We start from the raw sequence: 16,862 nt of genomic DNA, 5'->3' as shown, positions 1-16,862 counted from the left end.
GCATCCGCAAAGGGTGCTTGCCGATTGCCTAAAGCCCGCGCGGTCTCGCTTTGCGCTGACGCATAGCGCGCTCATCGTCTAAGTTCTCGAGCCGCCTGCGTCTCGAGCCGGGTAGATCGCCGGCCCTTCATACGGGCCAGCGATCGCTCCGATCTTATTGATAGCCGCCTTCCTTACGTTCCTCGGCGGCATCCTCCTGCGCCTCTTCCATCGCATCGGCATCCTCGGGCTCGGTGCCCTCCTCATCGTCAGGGATGGTCAACTCGTCCCCTTCGGGCGTGCCCTGCACAGCGATAGTCTCGTCCAGTTCCGTCTCGGTTTTTGGATCCGGATTCATGTCGATCTCTCCTGTCCTGAGTGAACAAGATGAACGGCCGAGAGTCGCCCGTGGGCCCTGATTAGATTTATCTTTCAGTCCTTTAGCGTTCTCGCGTCCTATCGATGAGCGCGTCGGTTGACATCGAAGGGGCCGGTAGAAACGAGCGTTTCCAACCCCCTAAAACTCTGCAAGAGAGGTCGATGGGATGCCGGCCGTCTCACGACGAAGTGGTAGCGCGATGATATGACGACGACCACGTAGCTTCTCCCTGACGCTGCCCGGCAGAGGCATATAGCCTCACCGCGAAAGCAAAGGCGCGGATACAATCAGTCCGACAGGCTGAGCGGCGAGCGGTCGATTTCTGCCAAAAGCGCTGCAGCATCGGTGAATATCGCAATGGCTCCTGCGTCTCGCAGCTGGCCACCGTCAAATGGCCCAGAGGTCAGCCCGATCGCTGCAATGCCCGAGCGCGCCGCAGCCTCTACGTCGTAAATGGTGTCGCCCACCACGATCGCCTCGGCTGCGTCGACGCTGGCCTTTTTCAGCGCCATCTCAAAAATGTCGGGTGCCGGCTTCGATGCTTCCACGTCGTCGATGCTGGTGGATGCGTCGACAACATCAGCAATTCCGAGCAGCGCCACATAATGCTCCAGCTCGCTCCGTTTCGCAGACGAGGCGAGCACGACTCTCCTGCCGTCTGCCTTGACCCGGCGGACCAGGTCGGCCGCGTCCGGAAAGGCTTGCACTGATTCCAGATAGATCGTCTTGAAATACTCACCGTGAGCTTCGGAGATCGCCTTGCGAGCGTCTTCAGACAGGTCCGGCGCAAGGGTTGGAACAAGAAGATCGCCGCCCTTGCCGATCTGAAGCCGGATGTCGTCGACTTCCTGGGGATGGCCGGCCTCTCTGAACGCGAAGCTCCACGCGGCGACATGCTGCTCATTGCTGTCCACCAAAGTGCCGTCGATGTCGAAGAGAATAGCCCTGACCGTCATGTCACCTCCCGCGATTGGAGGGGAACGGTCGGTCGTCGCGGTCGGGCCCGCGCTACGCCGCCGGAGCGTTACCCCAACGATCATTATTTCTGTTAGTGTCACATGATCAGATACCCAGTTCCGCGCAGGGCGATGAGCATGGCGCGCTCCGATTGGGTCTCGTGACACGCTTTACTGCACGGTCCGCAAGAGGACGGGAGATCGGTGCTGTCAGCGGCTGTTTCGCGAGCGTCTCTCGTATCGTCCTTGGGCAGCGGGGCCATGTCACCCAGCAGCGCTATTGCGGGCCTTTCTTATCCGGCTCTGCAGCGGGAAAGGCCGGTGCTTTTTGATCTTCATGGAGGTGGCTGTCATCCCCATTATGCTCGGTGCTGCTTTCGTCTTCGCCGCCGCCACTGTCGCCTGCAGGTTTGCCTTCGTCATCACTTTTTATGCTATGGTCCGACTGGTCGTCAGTCATAATAGATCCTCTATCGGCTAGGGTGAGACTTGGGACGTCGATAGTGCGCATCGACGAAGTCATTCGTATTTTCGGTCTTCGGCGGTGCTCTCCTTGACATCATCCAGAGCCTTTTCCTCATCGCCGTCGGTGGGGCCACCCTCCGATCCGATACCCTTGACCGAAGCGTGTTCGTTGGAATTCTCGTCTTTTCCAGATCCGGCTTCGCTATCGGTGATCATGCGATCTCCTGTTTTTGACCTAGACATAACTACCCAGATGCTCGTTGAGAGGCGCTGATCGCAAAAAGGCATCAATGTCGTCGGGAGGTGGTGAGCTATCGATCAGGTACGCACTGGACTGACAAAGGCGGGTTGAACCTCTGGGTTCCCAAACGCTGATTATGGAGCGTCACGGTGGCCCAAAAGCAGCGGTTCTCTCATCCAAGCGCTCACTGGAAAACCTCGGCGGGGCCTCGACGGCAATGTCCTTTCCGGACGGCGGGAGGGGAGCGTCCCGTCGACCCGACGGGTGCGCACGGCGCGTTTGCCGATCACGTTACGCATTACCCGCCCGCGCTTGCCTCTAGGACACCGTTCGCCGCCGCCACCGTCCTCCTAACCATCCGCCGATTTCCTCAGAGCGCCGTAGTGGCTTTGGTGACTGCTTCCGGGCCAGGCCTCGCGAACGCTTTCCGCTCCCCCAAATTCATCTGGCCGGGGAACTGCTGTTGATTGGGCTTGGATCGACCGTGTTCATGGGATGCCCCGCGACCCGGGTCGGGGCCTGAGAATCAAAACCGCCGATCCTCGCCGCCGTGCCCATAAGGGGTATCGCGAAGATGCGCCTCTGCTAGCTTAGCAGGTCGGTAATCCGCTGACTCATCGTGTCCATCGCAAACGGCTTGGTCAAAACGTGCATCCCTGGATCGAGATGACCGTGGCTGAGGACGGCGTTTTCGGCGTAGCCGGTCACGAACAATATCTTGAGGCCGGGTCTGCGCGCCCGGGCCGCATCCGCGACCTGCCGGCCATTCATGCCGCCCGGCAGACCCACATCGGTGATCAGGAGGTCAATGCGGGCATCGGTTTCCAGGATCTTGAGGCCCGCTGCACCATCGGCCGCCTCGAGAGCTGCATAGCCGAGGCCGTCTAGAATGTCCGTCAGGAGCATCCGCACAGTAGGCTCGTCGTCAATCACGAGCACGGTCTCGCCATCGCGTGCGCTGGGTTTCAGTGTCGGCTCAGCATCCGGAACGACAACATCGTCGGCGTTCCCCACGTAACGCGGGATATAAAGACAAACCATCGAGCCTTGGCCGAGCTCTGAGTAGATCCGCGTCTGTCCCCCCGACTGCCGCGTGAAACCGTAGATCATAGAGAGGCCGAGCCCCGTACCCATGCCGATGGGCTTCGTCGTAAAAAAGGGATCGAACGCTTTGGCGATCGTTTCCTTGCTCATGCCGGTCCCCGTGTCCGACACGCAAAGCGAAACATATTGCCCAGGCTCCATGTCGCGCTCACCGGCGGCACGCGTGTCGAGCCACCGGTTTCCCGTCTCTATCGTGATCTTGCCGCCATCGGGCATGGCGTCGCGCGCGTTTATGCAGAGATTGAGGAGCGCGTTTTCCAATTGACTGGGATCGACGAGAACAGGCCAGAGGCCAGCGGCGTTCACGGCCTCCACCTGGATCGACGGGCCGACCGTACGCTCGATGAGGTCGGTCATCCCATTGACGAGATCCTTCACGCTGGTCGGCTGCGGCGCGAGGGTCTGCCGCCTCGAGAACGCTAGAAGGCGGTGTGTGAGCGAAGCGGCGCGGCGCGCGGCGCCCTGCGCCGCCTGAACGTATCGGTCGGTTTCCGAAGATCGTCCTTGTGCCAGGCGCACCTGGATCATTTCGAGGCTACCGCTTATCCCGGTCAGAAGATTGTTGAAGTCGTGCGCGATGCCGCCAGTGAGCTGACCGACCGCCTCCATCTTCTGTGATTGGCGAAGCGCTTCCTCAGCTGCAAGAAGCTCCCTAGTCCTCTCCTCGACCTGCCGCTCGAGCGAAGCGGCCAGATCGCGGAGTTCGATCTCCGCGCGGCGGCGTTCGGTCGCCACGCGCGTGCGTTCGGCGACCTCACGGATGAAGGCGAGCTCATCCTCAGGCCACTGCCGCGCGCGGGCGTGGTTGAGGTAAAGCAGCGCCACCACACCGCCCTGTTCGGTCAGGGGCATGTTGACGACCGCCTTCGCGCTGATCGCTTCCAGCGCTTCGGCGCCATCGGTCGTACGGGGATCACTCCTTGCATCGGCGATGATCACGTCGACACCTTGTTTAAGCTCTTCGATGTAAGACCCGTAGTCGCGAAAGCGCAGGACCCCGGCCAGCGACGAGACGCCAGCGGCGTTCCAGTCGCGCTCGATGGTAATGGTCTCATTTGCGGGGTCGATCAGGCCATATCCTGCACGACTGACTTCCAAAGCCTGACCGAGAATGCGGGCGGCCTCGAAGGAGATGTCGGCGGGATCTTGCACGTCGCGCACGAGGTCGCCGAGCTCAACCAGGGCAGTGCGCATCCGTTCGGCGCGGCGCTGCTCGGTGACGTCCGAGGACACGCCTGCGAGCCTGAGCGGCTTGCCGTCCTCGCTTAGAAACGGCTGTCCGCGCGAAGTCAGCCAACGGGTTTCACCTGCGGGCGTAATGACGCGGTAGGTTTCGTCGAAGTCGGCGCCCGTGATGTGCGTCCGCTCGATGGCGTCGAGGTTGGCTTTCCGGTCGTCGGGATGAATGGCGGCGATCCGATCCTCGAAGGAGAAGGGACTGTCCCGGCCCACACCGAAGAGCGCCCGGCAGGCAGGCGAGGATGACAGTTCGCCGTTCTCGAAGCTGATGCTCCACGTCCCAAAACGTCCGGCGCGCAGCGCGAAGTCGAGCTCGCGCTCCTGTTCATGTTGTTTCTGCAGGCGATCGGTGAGCTCAAACATGAGCTTCCGGTTCGACGTCTCCAGACCAGCGAGGCGTTCGCGCTCCACGGTGACGTCCAGCTGGCTTGCGAAGAAGTAGGCAAGCTTGCCTGCCGCGTCGAAGATCGGCGTCAGCAGGAGCCGGTTCCAGAAACACTCACCCGACTTCCTATGATTTCGGATATCGATCTCGATCGGCCGCGCCTCCTTCACAGCCTCGCGAATGGACATCACCGTCGCCGGGTCGGTTTCCGGCCCTTGTAGAAAGCGGCAGTTCCGGCCCAGCACTTCGCTCCTGTCGTAACCCGTCATCCTGCAGAACGAGTCGTTGGCATAGACGATGGGATTGTCGTTCAGCCCAGGATCGGTGACGACTATCGGCATGCGCATTTCGCGCACGGCAGCGATGAAGGTGTTGGCGCCATCGTCGAGGCCAATAACGGCCGCTGCTATCCGCCGGGCGTTGGCGCCCGCATCTCCCACCGGATCGCTACCTGCCATTCGTTCCGCCCATCTTGGATTGGTGCCGCTGAGCGCGGTTAACAGGGCAATTCCCGCTGTGGTTCCCGCAGCTTCGGCTGCTTGTCGGCCCGCCGGCCGCGCCAGCGGCCGCGAGGCGCTCGCCGCCGATGTGCATGACCTTAAGCCCAGTCACCGAGGTCGCTGCCGAACTCCACCGAATCGGCCATGCCATGGGATGGGCGTTGTCGCCGCCACGACACCTATCGGTCTCATCCCTGATCGATTGAGCTGAACAGCCGGAACGTCGGTGCAGGCTGCCAGTTGAGAGAGACGGATCGCTCTAAGAAAAGCGATGGGAGAGACGGAGTTGGTTATGGATCAGAATCTCGCCGATATCAGCGCACCGTCGAAGACGGTGTCTAACCCGGCTTCCTCGAGGCCTGCGTCATCATCCTTCGTTCCGCAGGGGCTGCTCGACGCCGCCGATGCGAAGATCGCGACTTGGTCGACGGCCGTGATCGATGCCGCCGACACCGTCGAACGGCTCGCGTCAGCCGACTCGCTGCCGTTGCCGGACTCGGTGCGGGACCTGGTCACCTCGACCAGCCAGAAGCTGCGCAATTTCGGGTCCGCGGCAAGCGAGCGCGAGGCCGCCGATCTCGTGACGGATCTTCAGCGCACCGCTGCGGCGCACCCGGCGGCGTCGATCGGCATCGGGGCGGTGGTGGGTGCTGCTCTTGCGACGTTGCTCGTTCGCCTTAGAACGCCAGCGATCGACGCGCGAGCCGCAGCGTCACCCAGCGCGTCCCGCGGGCCTGCCGGCGCCACTGCCAGTCGGCGCTGACCAACCCGAACATTTCAGGCAAGCGGCGCACGGAGGAGATATGGATGCGCATGACAGGGCCCATGATCATAGCTGTTTCGTCCGCCGTGCATAGGAAGAGCGCGCGGCAGCGGAAGCGGCGGACGATATTGGCGCGGCGCATGCGCACCTTCAGCTTGCCAAAAAATATGAGCGTCACGCAAAAAGGTGCGCGGCCGACATCGTAGGTGACATTGCTTCGTCGCACGTCTGACGACGCAGCGGTGAACTCATGGCCATGTCGAGTTTGCCACCCGGTGGGGAGGCCGCCCGCTCCGGCATCGCGATTACCATCGACCCACGCTCCCCATCCCACATGAGAGAACGTGCTCTTTGTGCGCTCTCGAAAGAAAAATCCGGTTCGTGGAAGACGCGGGACGCAGTCAGATCAAATAGGCTGACACGGGCGCGCCTCATCTTAAGGTGGCCCGGTGTTGGATCTCGTCCATCTCGACAACCAGACCTCCGACAATCCGCTGCTGTCAATCCCGGCTTTTGATCCAGCGGCGCGACCGCCTGCTGGCTATGCCCGGCAGACTTTGCGGCTAACCTGATGCAGGGCCTGTTTTCCAGCATCCTGCCCGTTGCCCCGCCTGGACCCAAATACGTCCACCAAGAGAGATGTTCGATCTGCGGAGGTCTACAGGCTTAACGCCGCGATAATTGACCTATGTTCTGAAAGGGTGGACAATCCTTTGACGTTATCTTGGGGGAGCAGCATGCGTCGATGGTCCATGTCCGACGCGCCAAAAGACGGCCGTCACATCATTGGGTGCACGCGTGTAGAGGGGGTCGAGCATGAAATGGTCTGGTCGCCGAAGGATGGAGGCCGATGGCGCGATGTCCTATCTGGAGCTGCCTTACCTTCAGACATTTTTGTCGCGTGGCGTCGAACTGGGGTTTGATCGCGGATCGACTGCCGCCTTAGTTAACTGCTTTCGTGCTCGACCTTGATGGGTTCAGCAAGAATGAGCCGGGCGTCGTTACCCATTCATAGGACATATGACATAAGTCGGCTCGTGCAGTTCGGCGGCGGACCTTCGCGACCATTGAGTGAAGCCTCGAAGAGACTTGGCGGAGACTTTTGAGCCATCTTTCCATACATTGAGTTTGAAAGCACCCAGCAACTTTGAAGCTTGGGTTCAACCAATCGAGACAGCAATGTGCGGCGAGACAAGCTGTTTTGATTTGCCGTTTATCTCTGCGCTATGATCGAATATCGCTGCGACGTAGCGTTGGGACTTAGTTCGGCCAATTATCGCTGGCGGCGCTACGCCGAATATATCTCTGCGAGGCGAGCCCGCCGGCCTAGAACCCGCACAATCAGGTCAAGGAGCTTAATCCCAAAAATTGATGCGAGCACACAGATGATGAGGAAAGTGGGCGTCCATGCCAGCATCGACCCAAACGTCGTCAACACCGCGCGGGGCGTCACGAAGTTTTCCCCCAGAAAATGATATGCATCGTTCGCTTTGACCGCGAGTGCCAAGCAGCAGGCGAGTGCGAAGACCACAAGAATGAGCGCAAGCACCAGCTGAACCATCTCGGCGACAATCAAAAGCAGGCCGCGCCCGAATACCGCTCCACTCGATGGTCGAGCGATCGGCGGCCTGGATGCGGGGGCCACATAGGCCGGCGGCGCTTCGCAGCTTTCAGTCACTGGCGCGGGCAGGGGGCGTCCACTTCGATCGGCATCGGTCATTCGCGCGCACCCTAGTTTGGCTTACGCGATGATAATACGTGGCATGGGATTCGGTTGCGCGAACCAGGCCGGCCAGATCTGCTTGACCGCATTTGCCGCAACTCTGCCCGCTCCGGCCGCCCCGCGCTTCCGGCAAGTCGAAACGGTCTCTCTGCCCACGTTTCAGTCTGAGTGGTCAGAGACGCAGCTGTGGGAGTGGAAGCGCGATCGCTGCCAAGTCCTTGTCATGACGGATTCGCAATAGAGGAGCGACGGGCATGCCGCATCACAGGCTGATACTGAAGTGTTGCCATCACAACAACGGCGCCACTTCGTCGCCCTTGTGACGTGCCTCCACCCGTCCTAGCCATCTCGTTTGGTGGCATCGACCGCGCCGCTCTCTCGACAGCAAGCTTTCGAACACCGGGCCAATTTAGCCACGATCGCTCGATCTGCGGTCAGCGGAGGAGTCGCGCCGATAAACGCAGCGGCGCATCCTTTGGCAGATGACACCTGGGCCTGGCCTGACAGCAGGCGAACGCATTACCACGCAATAGCGCCGTTCTCCGCCCCGCACAGGAAGCGCGTTCGTGCGATCATCGTGCTCTCAGCCCCAGAAGTGCGTGCGGTATCTAGCGAAACATCTAGCGCCGCAGAGCAATCGCATCAACGCGCCCTCGGCAATAGCCGTGGCGCGCGCCGGGTCCTCTGCCACCGCAGGCAGAAGAGCCTCCTTGTTCCAAGACTCGCTATGCTTGACGTCGAGTACGGCGTGAAGATCGAAATAGCGCCGTTCGCGGTTGCTGAGCCCGATCCGGCGCAAGCCTTTGGCAACCAGCGCCGAGCGCCCCGGAGCAGTAAGCTCGATGACGCCCAGCGCACCGACTGAATGCCACGCATAATCTCGCCGCGTCGCCATCGCGGTCATGACATTGGCCAGCGCGAGACTTTCCCACACTGTGGTCTCGATGGTGGGCTGAACCTCAAGCGTGTCAACCAATTCATCCAGCATCGGGCCATGCATGCCGGCGCGCGCGCCACGCCCCATCTCGTCCCAATAGTTTCGTGCCAGCTCGAGTTTAGGCCCGACGGGCAGCTTGACCTGGGTCATGGCCACAAGATCATCGAAGCCGGCCTCGCCGGCTGCTTCCTGTTCGAAAAACCAGCGCAACTGATCCCGGTTGGCATTCTCGGCAAGCCATGGAAAGAGCGGATCGCCCTGACCTGGACCTGCGATCTTCAGCGCCTCGAACCAGCCGACAAATTGCTCGGCATCCGTTGGGACTGCGGCAGTCATTTCCGCGACTTCGGCGCGTAACTCTTCTAGGAAGGCGCGTTGGAGGCGCTCCATCCGCATGTCCCGTTCAAGTTCGCGCTGCCAGTCATCATTGGGCAGCCGGGGAATCAGCCGTTCGCGATTCCACTGGGCGAGGCTGCGCTGGAAGCTGTCTGTCTGAAATTGAGAAGGACGCGGCACGACAGGTTCGTTCACCGAACGAAGCATTTCACTCTCCACAAAATTTGCGTTGGAACGGGCCCGATCGCGTCGGCATTGCTCGAGCGTCACGATCGTGCCTGGTTCCGCCATTTCGTTCCCGAGAAAGCCGCCGGCATCTTATAAGTTCCGCATCGACCCCGCTGGGCTGACGCACACAAATCTAAGTTAGGACGATTTATCCGGATCAGCCGGGTGGTGCGCAGCGTGCCAAAAAAAGAGGATGGTGTCCGATCAACGATCCATCGTCACGACCATTTCTGGCCTATCGCGCAGATCAAGTGAGCCGTGCAAAATCTCGGCACTGAGGACCAGCGGATGCCAGCGATGCCCTGATATCGGGCGCCGTCCAGACTTATGAAGTCAGCACCTTCCGCGTCGGGCGCGTCGCCTGATGCGGCGTCTATGTTCAATCGCGGTGAGACATTTCCACAAAATGCATGATCACACTACGATTTCGCCCCGTAAACCTCGTTACCCGCGTATCACAGGGAAGCATCCGGCTTTGGTAAACCCTGCAGATAGGCATCATCGAATTCTCCGAGGATTGCTAACTGTTCTGGATCACCCACATCGATCCGGTCTAGGCTTTTGACGAGGATAGCTTGTTCCCTGAGCCGCTTGAGGATGCGGTTGAGGTGGACGGGAGTTAAACCCAACGCATCGGCGAGCGTCGTCTGTGTAATTGGGAAAGGAAAGCTCCCCTTGCGGAGTGCGCCAACCGCCGCGTAGCGGTAGCGCATCTCGCTGAACAAATGGGCAAGCCGCGCTGCCGCATCTTTACGCGAAAGATTGAGCGTCCATTGCGCCAAGATAGACGCATCGACCACACAGTCGCGCCAGAAGGCGAGCGCAAGCGACGGAAAGCGCTCGCTCAGATCTCGCAGCGCTTTGTGCGGTATCCGCGCAATTTTTGTCGGTGTCGTCGCATGCAGCGCCCAACTGGTCTCGGGGGCCACGACGGAATGAAGATCCGCCATATCGCCCGGCAGGTGCAACGCGACAATCCCTCGCTGTCCATTCCTGAGCTGAGCGAACCGGGCCGCCATGCCGTCAACGATCAGGCAGGCGTGTTCGACCTTCTCCCCCAGCCGAACAAAATCATGTTCGACATCGACGATGGTCATCTCACCGGGAAGCGCCATAATGGCGTCGCGCTCTTGACGACCAAGCTGCGTGCGCAGACACAGTCGCCGCAGGTAAAGCTCCAAGGCGTCGTGCAGGGGTTCTGGCATGATCTGTGGTCGAACCGGTGCTTTCAAAAATCGTTCCCAACCTTGAACCGGGGCCGTGCGACATCGTCTGTTGAGGACAATCTCGTAGTCGCACTCGACTGAGACAGGTTGTCGAGGCCGCCGGGCACAGAGCCTAAGGCCCTTGTGAACGCGTCGCAGATGCGGTGACCGCCGTTGATCAGCGACTGCCGGCCTGCGCGATTCCGGATGTTCGGCTGTCGGACCACGACGTCTTTCCACTCTCAGCCGTTCTAGAGGGAGCCGAGGTGCGTTTTAATCCTTCACTCGGCACGCACCGACGAACGGGAGTTACGCGAGCTGTATCCGTTGCCACAGATCTGCCTAAAGCTAGCTCCTCGGCGAGATTACGACGGGCCCTCGAGCGGCGCCAGCGACTTGGCAGATCAGATGATTGATCGGCGCGGCGATGGCGGTGCGCGGTGTCTCATCTCCGAGTTCAAGCGCCTGTCAGACGCTGTTCTGAATGACGCAAGGATGCTTGCAGCGCCAGTTTGATCAGCTTGAAATTCGACGTTCAATCGACGACAAGGCGAGCAGCGTCGCGACGTCTTGGATCGCTGCGATCAGCCCATATGCCGTCGCCTGCCCGTAGCGTTCGGTGATATGCGCCCGTTCAGCTGCGCCTGCTTTCTCGGTACGCTTTGGCGAGCAACGTACCGTTGTCTGAACAGACGTGATGAAGGATCGCGCCGCAGAAATTCTCCAACCTGTCGGGATCATCCTCGCCAAAAGGCCAGCCACTTGAGCAACGGGAGCATCCTTGCAAGGCCCCTTACGTTTGGCGCAGCCCATGCTTGATCACCGCAGCAGGGCTCTGCGAGCGAACCCTACAATAGAATTTCAAACGGTCACGCTTCGCCCGTTTCCGTGGCGCCAGCCTTCCGGAAGGCGGTTCGAACATCCACGATCTCATCGCTGTTGACGTCGACCGAAACCTTCAGCGCGTTTCCATAGGAAGCGCCCTTTGCATCGGCCGAAATTCCGACGTGGCCGCTCTCGACGTCAGCTCCAGACGGGGACTGGCCCGAACTGTTATCAGAACCGATGGGTTCGACAAAGATGTCGCTCCGGTTGATGCCGTATTCCTGCACGAGGTGTTCGATCGCGAGTTCTGCCTCGCGGCGGGACGGGAAAGTTCCGGACACTGTCGAGCCCATTCGCATGCTCCTTGTGGGATGAATCTCTAGCGCGAGACGCCGGCAAAATGTTCCCGTCCTAGCAGGATCAGCAGAGCCGGCGCATGCTGCACGACGGACCCAGGCTAGCTTCTGCCGGACAGCGATGTTTGAGCAGCCTTCAGCTCGCCAAGGCAGTAATACCGGAACTTGGCCGAGCCGTTTGCATCGTCAGTGACATCCATGCGAAGCTCTCGCAGAAAAGCTATAGCTGCTCTTCCTGCCGTGAGCATCAGCTCGGACACGCGGCAGTTTCTCAGTTCTGTCGACCAGGGCAGCTTGATCATTGCGGATCGCTTGGCGGCTCACGTCTCGCACGCACAATAAGGGGGGGCGTGCGAAACCAAGGGCTCTCAGATCGGCTCAGCACGGGCCGACACCAGCACCGGGTCGGTGGCAGCGTGCACGGCGACCGGATCAGTATCGGCGCTGAAGATCAAATTTCGCTGCGGCAGCGGCGCTGGCACCATTTCTAGGAATGGCCTTGGCGCCGATCCTTCAGGGTGATTGCGAGTGACAGGCGACGACGCGGCTCGAAAGCTGCGCGCGCGCGTTCCAGCCCTTCGAAAGAACGAACAGGACGACGATGATTGCCGCGACTCTGACCGCCGCCGATTTTCGAAACCCAGCGATCATGCTGTGCGACACCGTCGACTACGCGATGTACGAGAGCTTTCGCTCACAGCTGGCGGATGCGCCGGCCGAGGGACTCGTAGTTGTGGAGCTATCGACTCTCGGGGGCGATCCCGAGGTCGCGCGGATGATGGGCGAGGACGTGCGGTTTCACAGCGAGCTTGAGCCCGCGCGTCGCTTCGTCTTCCTGGGCAAGGCCGCGATCTATTCGGCTGGCACGACATTCATGAGCTTCTTCGCGCCAGAGAACCGCTATCTCACCCGCGGCACACGCTTGATGGTTCATGAGCGGAAGCTCTCGAAACGGCTGTCCATCGATGGTCCGCTTACCACCTGCATCGCCACGGTGAAGGCGACGCTTCACGAGATTGAGGCATCGATCGCGATTCAGAATGAGGGGTTCGAGAACCTCATCCGCGGATCAAGCGTGACCATGGACGAGGTGCTCCAGAAGGCGCCCTCCAACTGGTACATCGAGGCAACTGAAGCGCAGACACTCGGTCTTGTCGCGGCGGTCCTCTAATTGTGCCGAGCGCAACAAGGGCGATTTGGTGAAGGTCGACGTGAACACGGCGGATCAGGAGGCACTGGACGACGTGCCGGGCCTGAAGGGACACGGCTTCGAGATCGTGCGCTACCGCCAGGAGCGCGGACGCTTCTCGGATCTGCGACAGCTCGATGAGGTGCCGGGCCTTTCGGGCAAAGTCGACGACGCCATCCGAGCGGAGCTGACTGTCGAATGAGGGGTTCGGCGTCATCGGCACTGGTGACGAGACGCGCGCCATCACGCTGCTGAGGGCTGCCCGCGCAACCAGCCTGCCGGATCCATGGGCTGCGCTCGTCTGTTGACCGCTGCAGCAAAGACGTGAGGACATCCATCAGCCGTGAGCAGCATCGAGTGCGACGTAGCCGTTATCGGCGCAGGGACCGCTGGCCTTTCCGCCGAGCGGCGGGCGCGCCAGACGGGAGCCAAGACAATCCTCATCGATCCCGCCTTCGCCGGGACGACCTGCGCTAATGTTGGCTGCATGCCGTCAAAGCTGTTGATAGCGGCCGCCCGGGCGGCGCACACTGCGAGCGCATCGGATGTCTTTGGAATCCGCACGGAAGTTGTTGTGGACGGGGCAACCGTCATGCGCCGCGTGCGCACGGAGCGCGACCGGTTCGCGCGGGTCACCCGGGATGAAATCGCCAAGCTTCCCGACGGCGTCGTCGTGAAGGGCAGGGCCCGTTTTGTGGATGGCGAGACGCTCGCTCTCGAGGACGGCAGGACGGTCCGAGCCAAGGCCATCGTCCTCGCGACGGGCGCACGTCCATCTGTTCCACCGTCTTTGTGCAGCATCTCTGATCTCGTTCTCACGAACGAGACGGTCTTTGAGCTGGACGCGCTGCCGGCAACGCTTGCGGTTATTGGCGCGGGGCCACTCGGTCTCGAACTTGCTCAGGCGATGGCGCGCCTTGGTGTGGCGACGACGGTGCTTGATGAAGGCGATGCGATCGGGGGTCTCAGCGGGGACGTTGCCGAGAAGCTGGAAGCCGCGCTTTCACTCGAGTTCGAGATTCATCTCGGCGTGAGGATCGAGGCGACCATCGTGGATCACGACGCGAAGCTGGTTTGGTCCGGAGCATCGGAGGGCGAACAGAGGTTCGAGCGGGTGCTTGTCGCCGCCGGTAGGCCGCCAACCGTGAGGGATCTCGATCTGGAGACGACCGGCATAGAGTTGGACGAGCACGGCACGCCAGTCTTTGACCGGGAAACAATGCGCTGCGGGGACAGTTCGATTTTCGTAGCCGGCGATGCCGATGCAGACCGGCCCGTGCTGCACGAAGCCTCGAGCGAGGGCGCGATCGCCGGAGCGAACGCCGCCAAACTGCCGGAGATCGTGATGGCGAGGCGGAACGTGCCTTTCTCGATCATGTTTACCGACCCCCCGGTGGCGATCGTCGGCAGCAAGCCCGGCGGGGGCCTGGTCACGGGACAGGCCAGTTACGAGAATCAGGGGCGTGCTCGCGTCGAGAACCGGCCTACCGGCCTCGTCGAAATCTATGCCGATCCTGGTGACGGTCGTTTGCGGGGCGCGACTTTATTCTGCCCCGCAGCCGACCATCTCGGCCATCTGCTTGCCTGGTCGATCGAGGCCGGTTGCACAGCCGACGACCTGCTCAACCGGCCCTTTTATCATCCGACTTTCGAGGAAGGCCTCAAGCCCGCGCTCCGATCGATATGCGAGCAGGTTGGCCTCCAGCTGCCGGATGTGAGCGACGAGGGCGGTCCCCCCGGGGCCTGACACCTCTCGAACATCCGGTCGAGCATTATCATTCCGAAAGGCTCATTATGATCACGCTTCACCACCTGAATTTCTCGCGCTCCACGCGCATTCTCTGGCTGCTCGAGGAGCTTGGCCTTGACTATGAGGTGAAGGCCTATGTGCGTGACCGCACCTTTCGCGCCCCGCCCGAGCTCGCGGTCGTCCATCCGCTCGGAAAGGCGCCGATCCTGGTAGATGACGGGCTGGTGCTTGCGGAATCGGCTACGATCCTGCGCTATCTGGAGAGCAAATATGGCGATGGGCGTTTCGTCCCGGCAGCCGGCACCTCCGACCGGGCTATCCATGAGGAATGGCTCGATTATGTCGAAAGCTCCGCTGCGCTTCCAGCCATGTTCACGCTTCTCGGTGCGAAGACGGGCGGTCTGTCTGCCGGCCTTGCCGGCTTCGCGGGTCCCGAGCTGGCCAAGGCACTGACCCTCATCTCGGATCGAGTGAAAGGTCGCGACTATCTCATGGGCGATCGGCTGACACTCGCCGACATCCAGATGAGCTATCTGGTAGCAGCGCTCCGCAACATAGGTCAGCTTGAGGGCTATCCGGCCGTATCGGCCTATCTCGAGCGACTGGAGGCGACGGCTGGTCTGCGCAAGGCGATCGAAATCGGAGGCACCATGACTCCGCCGGTCGGCTGAGATGTGTTGGCCTCATGCAGGCCAGACAACGCAATGCGCGATCCCGCGTCCGATCCTTCATGGTCCGACAATTGTGCGAAAGCTTTGTCAGGGTCGATGAAGGGACAGAGACCACGAGCAAGTTCTCCGCCCATATGGTGGAGATGCCATTGGCATGCGTTGCTACTCGTTGAGCCAAGCGAAGCGGCGCCTATCTCCGGAGGTGCGCTCGTCCTTGGCGCAAGTAGCCGAAGCACCTCTACAGCGGCGAGAATTGTGGTCATGCCGATCGCCTTGAGCCTGCTTCCTCGCCTGTCCCGATAAGATAGACGGTAGGGCATTGAGTTCGCGCGGTCCGCAACTTCATGCAACCGGCCACGCACTTAATCATACCGGGATAAGTCGGCTTCCTTGGCGCTGCCCCCAATCAGCTTGGCGGCAGCATGGCGCACGGGCTGAAGGCTGGCGACGCCAAGCATGCCATGGAGCAGCCGTATGCCGAGCCGCGTCTCTGGATGCATCAGCCTCGGAGCGATCTTAGGGATGCTTTGGCCGTCCTCGACCATAGGCCGCATTTGCTCCTCATATGCTGCGAAGGCATCCGCAACCGTATCATGCCGCGCTAGCTCCTCGGCGAGAACGTAAGCACCCGTAACAGCGAGGGTGGTGCCGACGCCTGCCAGCGGGGTCGCGCACCAAGCGGCATCCCCCGTCAGGACGACGCGGCCCTTCGACCAGCGCGGCATCCGTACCTGCCGTAATACGTCGAAATAGAAGTCGTCGCTGTCTTTCATGGCCGTCAGGATGCGGGGCGTGTCCCAACCGGCATCGGCGAAGCGATCGCGCAGGAACGCCTTCTGCCGCTCCTGGCCCCAGTCCTGCTCGCCCCCAGGCTTTTTCGACAGGCAGAGCATCGCACGCGTAGTACCGTGCCTGTCGGGGCGGAGCGAAACGCTACGCCCGCCCGGCGCGTTGTACCAGCGCCACATCCGGTCGTCGTCGGCTGTCCGTGGGACCGTAAAAAAAGTGATCGTCATGTCCATCCAGCGGGTGTCGTTCTCGCCCGCAAAGACGATTTCTCGCGTTTTCGAGCCGACCCCTTCGGCGACGATCACTGCATCGTATCGCTCAATGGCGCCGCTGGCGAAGGTGACGACAGCCTCCCCCTCTTCGTTGCTAATTGCCGTAATGTGATCGCCGTAGCGGAAGTCGACGTCTCCGCCTGCTGCGTCATGAAGCAGATGGGCGAGGTCGCCGCGCAATATCTCCATCTCGGCGGTCGGGCCGTCGCCGTCGATCGCGTCGGCCTCGAATCGGGCGGCGGCGCTGTCGTCTTCATTGACCCACACCGTGCCCTCTTCACCGGTGCCTTGGTCCAGCGCCGCCTGCTCGAGCTTCATGCGGCGCAGAACCTCGCGACCGACACCGCGTACGTCGACGTTCTGGCCGCCGTCGCGGAACTCTGGGGCACGCTCAACCACGGTGACGTCGAAACCGTGCCGGCTGAGCAGCGTGGCGGCGGTGTTTCCGGCGATGCTGCAACCGGTGATCAAGAAGCTACGCGCCATGGATCTCTCCTCGGCAGAATGAAAGCCTCCCGTTGCGCCCGTGTTCCAGCACCCCAGCCAGAACCTCACCGAGGCGAAGGCTTG

16 protein-coding genes are annotated in these 16,862 nt (G+C 61.3%); 5 read left to right on the top strand and 11 right to left on the bottom strand.

Annotated elements, in window-relative coordinates; all coding sequences use genetic code 11:
- Positions 1–154: 154 nt before the first annotated feature.
- From HL653_RS22780 to HL653_RS22760, 5 genes are all read right to left on the bottom strand, one after another.
- On the bottom strand, positions 155–337 hold the full coding sequence (locus HL653_RS22780) for a hypothetical protein (RefSeq protein WP_171746519.1): 183 nt from the start codon (positions 335–337) through the stop codon (positions 155–157).
- A gap of 308 nt (positions 338–645) precedes the next feature.
- Positions 646–1,314, bottom strand: coding sequence for an HAD family hydrolase (locus HL653_RS22775; protein WP_171746518.1), 669 nt, complete (start codon positions 1,312–1,314; stop codon positions 646–648).
- A gap of 277 nt (positions 1,315–1,591) precedes the next feature.
- Entirely contained in the window at positions 1,592–1,774 is a 183-nt protein-coding gene (locus HL653_RS22770) for a hypothetical protein (protein ID WP_171746517.1), read from the bottom strand.
- 59 nt (positions 1,775–1,833) lie between these two features.
- Positions 1,834–1,995, bottom strand: a complete 162-nt coding sequence (locus HL653_RS22765; RefSeq protein ID WP_171746516.1) for a hypothetical protein — start codon at positions 1,993–1,995, stop codon at positions 1,834–1,836.
- 610 nt (positions 1,996–2,605) lie between these two features.
- Complete coding sequence (locus HL653_RS22760; protein WP_171746515.1) at positions 2,606–5,206, bottom strand: PAS domain-containing protein; 2,601 nt, start codon at positions 5,204–5,206, stop codon at positions 2,606–2,608.
- Positions 5,207–5,540: 334 nt separating this feature from the next.
- On the opposite strand from HL653_RS22760, the gene HL653_RS22755 reads away from it, so the two are divergent.
- Complete coding sequence (locus HL653_RS22755) at positions 5,541–6,011, top strand: hypothetical protein (RefSeq protein ID WP_171746514.1); 471 nt, start codon at positions 5,541–5,543, stop codon at positions 6,009–6,011.
- Positions 6,012–7,299: 1,288 nt separating this feature from the next.
- Here HL653_RS22755 and HL653_RS22750 read toward each other — a convergent pair.
- The 5 genes from HL653_RS22750 to HL653_RS22730 form a co-directional block, all read right to left on the bottom strand.
- Positions 7,300–7,731 (bottom strand): hypothetical protein, encoded by a 432-nt coding sequence (locus tag HL653_RS22750; RefSeq protein WP_171746513.1) that lies wholly within the window; start codon positions 7,729–7,731, stop codon positions 7,300–7,302.
- A gap of 586 nt (positions 7,732–8,317) precedes the next feature.
- Positions 8,318–9,214: an iron-containing redox enzyme family protein gene (locus HL653_RS22745; RefSeq protein WP_171747218.1), complete on the bottom strand. Its 897-nt coding sequence runs from the start codon at positions 9,212–9,214 to the stop codon at positions 8,318–8,320.
- 476 nt (positions 9,215–9,690) lie between these two features.
- Positions 9,691–10,440, bottom strand: coding sequence for a Crp/Fnr family transcriptional regulator (locus HL653_RS22740; protein ID WP_171746512.1), 750 nt, complete (start codon positions 10,438–10,440; stop codon positions 9,691–9,693).
- Between the two features lie 869 nt (positions 10,441–11,309).
- On the bottom strand, positions 11,310–11,618 hold the full coding sequence (locus tag HL653_RS22735; RefSeq protein ID WP_171746511.1) for a hypothetical protein: 309 nt from the start codon (positions 11,616–11,618) through the stop codon (positions 11,310–11,312).
- 104 nt (positions 11,619–11,722) lie between these two features.
- Positions 11,723–11,923, bottom strand: a complete 201-nt coding sequence (locus HL653_RS22730) for a hypothetical protein (protein ID WP_171746510.1) — start codon at positions 11,921–11,923, stop codon at positions 11,723–11,725.
- Positions 11,924–12,222: 299 nt separating this feature from the next.
- On the opposite strand from HL653_RS22730, the gene HL653_RS22725 reads away from it, so the two are divergent.
- From HL653_RS22725 to HL653_RS22710, 4 genes are all read left to right on the top strand, one after another.
- Positions 12,223–12,792 carry a peptidase S14 gene (locus HL653_RS22725; RefSeq protein ID WP_171746509.1) on the top strand — a complete coding sequence of 190 codons (570 nt, stop codon included), beginning with the start codon at positions 12,223–12,225 and terminating at the stop codon, positions 12,790–12,792.
- A gap of 28 nt (positions 12,793–12,820) precedes the next feature.
- Positions 12,821–13,012, top strand: coding sequence for a helix-hairpin-helix domain-containing protein (locus HL653_RS22720; protein WP_171746508.1), 192 nt, complete (start codon positions 12,821–12,823; stop codon positions 13,010–13,012).
- Between the two features lie 141 nt (positions 13,013–13,153).
- The gene (locus HL653_RS22715; protein WP_171746507.1) at positions 13,154–14,557 is read left to right on the top strand and encodes a dihydrolipoyl dehydrogenase; all 1,404 of its coding nucleotides are present in this window, start codon (positions 13,154–13,156) and stop codon (positions 14,555–14,557) included.
- 47 nt (positions 14,558–14,604) lie between these two features.
- Positions 14,605–15,231 carry a glutathione S-transferase family protein gene (locus HL653_RS22710; protein WP_171746506.1) on the top strand — a complete coding sequence of 209 codons (627 nt, stop codon included), beginning with the start codon at positions 14,605–14,607 and terminating at the stop codon, positions 15,229–15,231.
- 362 nt (positions 15,232–15,593) lie between these two features.
- Here the strand turns inward: HL653_RS22710 and HL653_RS22705 are convergent, their stop codons facing one another.
- Positions 15,594–16,778: an FAD-dependent monooxygenase gene (locus tag HL653_RS22705; RefSeq protein ID WP_171746505.1), complete on the bottom strand. Its 1,185-nt coding sequence runs from the start codon at positions 16,776–16,778 to the stop codon at positions 15,594–15,596.
- Between the last annotated feature and the right edge of the window lie 84 nt (positions 16,779–16,862).

This window comes from Sphingomonas sp. AP4-R1 (assembly GCF_013113735.1).
In the GTDB taxonomy this organism is placed as follows: domain Bacteria; phylum Pseudomonadota; class Alphaproteobacteria; order Sphingomonadales; family Sphingomonadaceae; genus Sphingomonas_I.
This window is presented reverse-complemented; position numbering and strand designations above follow the sequence as displayed.

Bases quoted from the DNA above. Each gene is read 5' to 3' on its own strand.
- HL653_RS22780 (WP_171746519.1), bottom strand. From the start codon at position 337: ATGAATCCGGATCCAAAAACCGAGACGGAACTGGACGAGACTATCGCT.
- HL653_RS22775 (WP_171746518.1), bottom strand. From the start codon at position 1,314: ATGACGGTCAGGGCTATTCTCTTCGACATCGACGGCACTTTGGTGGAC.
- HL653_RS22770 (WP_171746517.1), bottom strand. From the start codon at position 1,774: ATGACTGACGACCAGTCGGACCATAGCATAAAAAGTGATGACGAAGGC.
- HL653_RS22765 (WP_171746516.1), bottom strand. From the start codon at position 1,995: ATGATCACCGATAGCGAAGCCGGATCTGGAAAAGACGAGAATTCCAAC.
- HL653_RS22760 (WP_171746515.1), bottom strand. From the start codon at position 5,206: ATGGCAGGTAGCGATCCGGTGGGAGATGCGGGCGCCAACGCCCGGCGG.
- HL653_RS22755 (WP_171746514.1), top strand. From the start codon at position 5,541: ATGGATCAGAATCTCGCCGATATCAGCGCACCGTCGAAGACGGTGTCT.
- HL653_RS22750 (WP_171746513.1), bottom strand. From the start codon at position 7,731: ATGACCGATGCCGATCGAAGTGGACGCCCCCTGCCCGCGCCAGTGACT.
- HL653_RS22745 (WP_171747218.1), bottom strand. From the start codon at position 9,214: ATGCTTCGTTCGGTGAACGAACCTGTCGTGCCGCGTCCTTCTCAATTT.
- HL653_RS22740 (WP_171746512.1), bottom strand. From the start codon at position 10,440: ATGCCAGAACCCCTGCACGACGCCTTGGAGCTTTACCTGCGGCGACTG.
- HL653_RS22735 (WP_171746511.1), bottom strand. From the start codon at position 11,618: ATGGGCTCGACAGTGTCCGGAACTTTCCCGTCCCGCCGCGAGGCAGAA.
- HL653_RS22730 (WP_171746510.1), bottom strand. From the start codon at position 11,923: ATGATCAAGCTGCCCTGGTCGACAGAACTGAGAAACTGCCGCGTGTCC.
- HL653_RS22725 (WP_171746509.1), top strand. From the start codon at position 12,223: ATGATTGCCGCGACTCTGACCGCCGCCGATTTTCGAAACCCAGCGATC.
- HL653_RS22710 (WP_171746506.1), top strand. From the start codon at position 14,605: ATGATCACGCTTCACCACCTGAATTTCTCGCGCTCCACGCGCATTCTC.
- HL653_RS22705 (WP_171746505.1), bottom strand. From the start codon at position 16,778: ATGGCGCGTAGCTTCTTGATCACCGGTTGCAGCATCGCCGGAAACACC.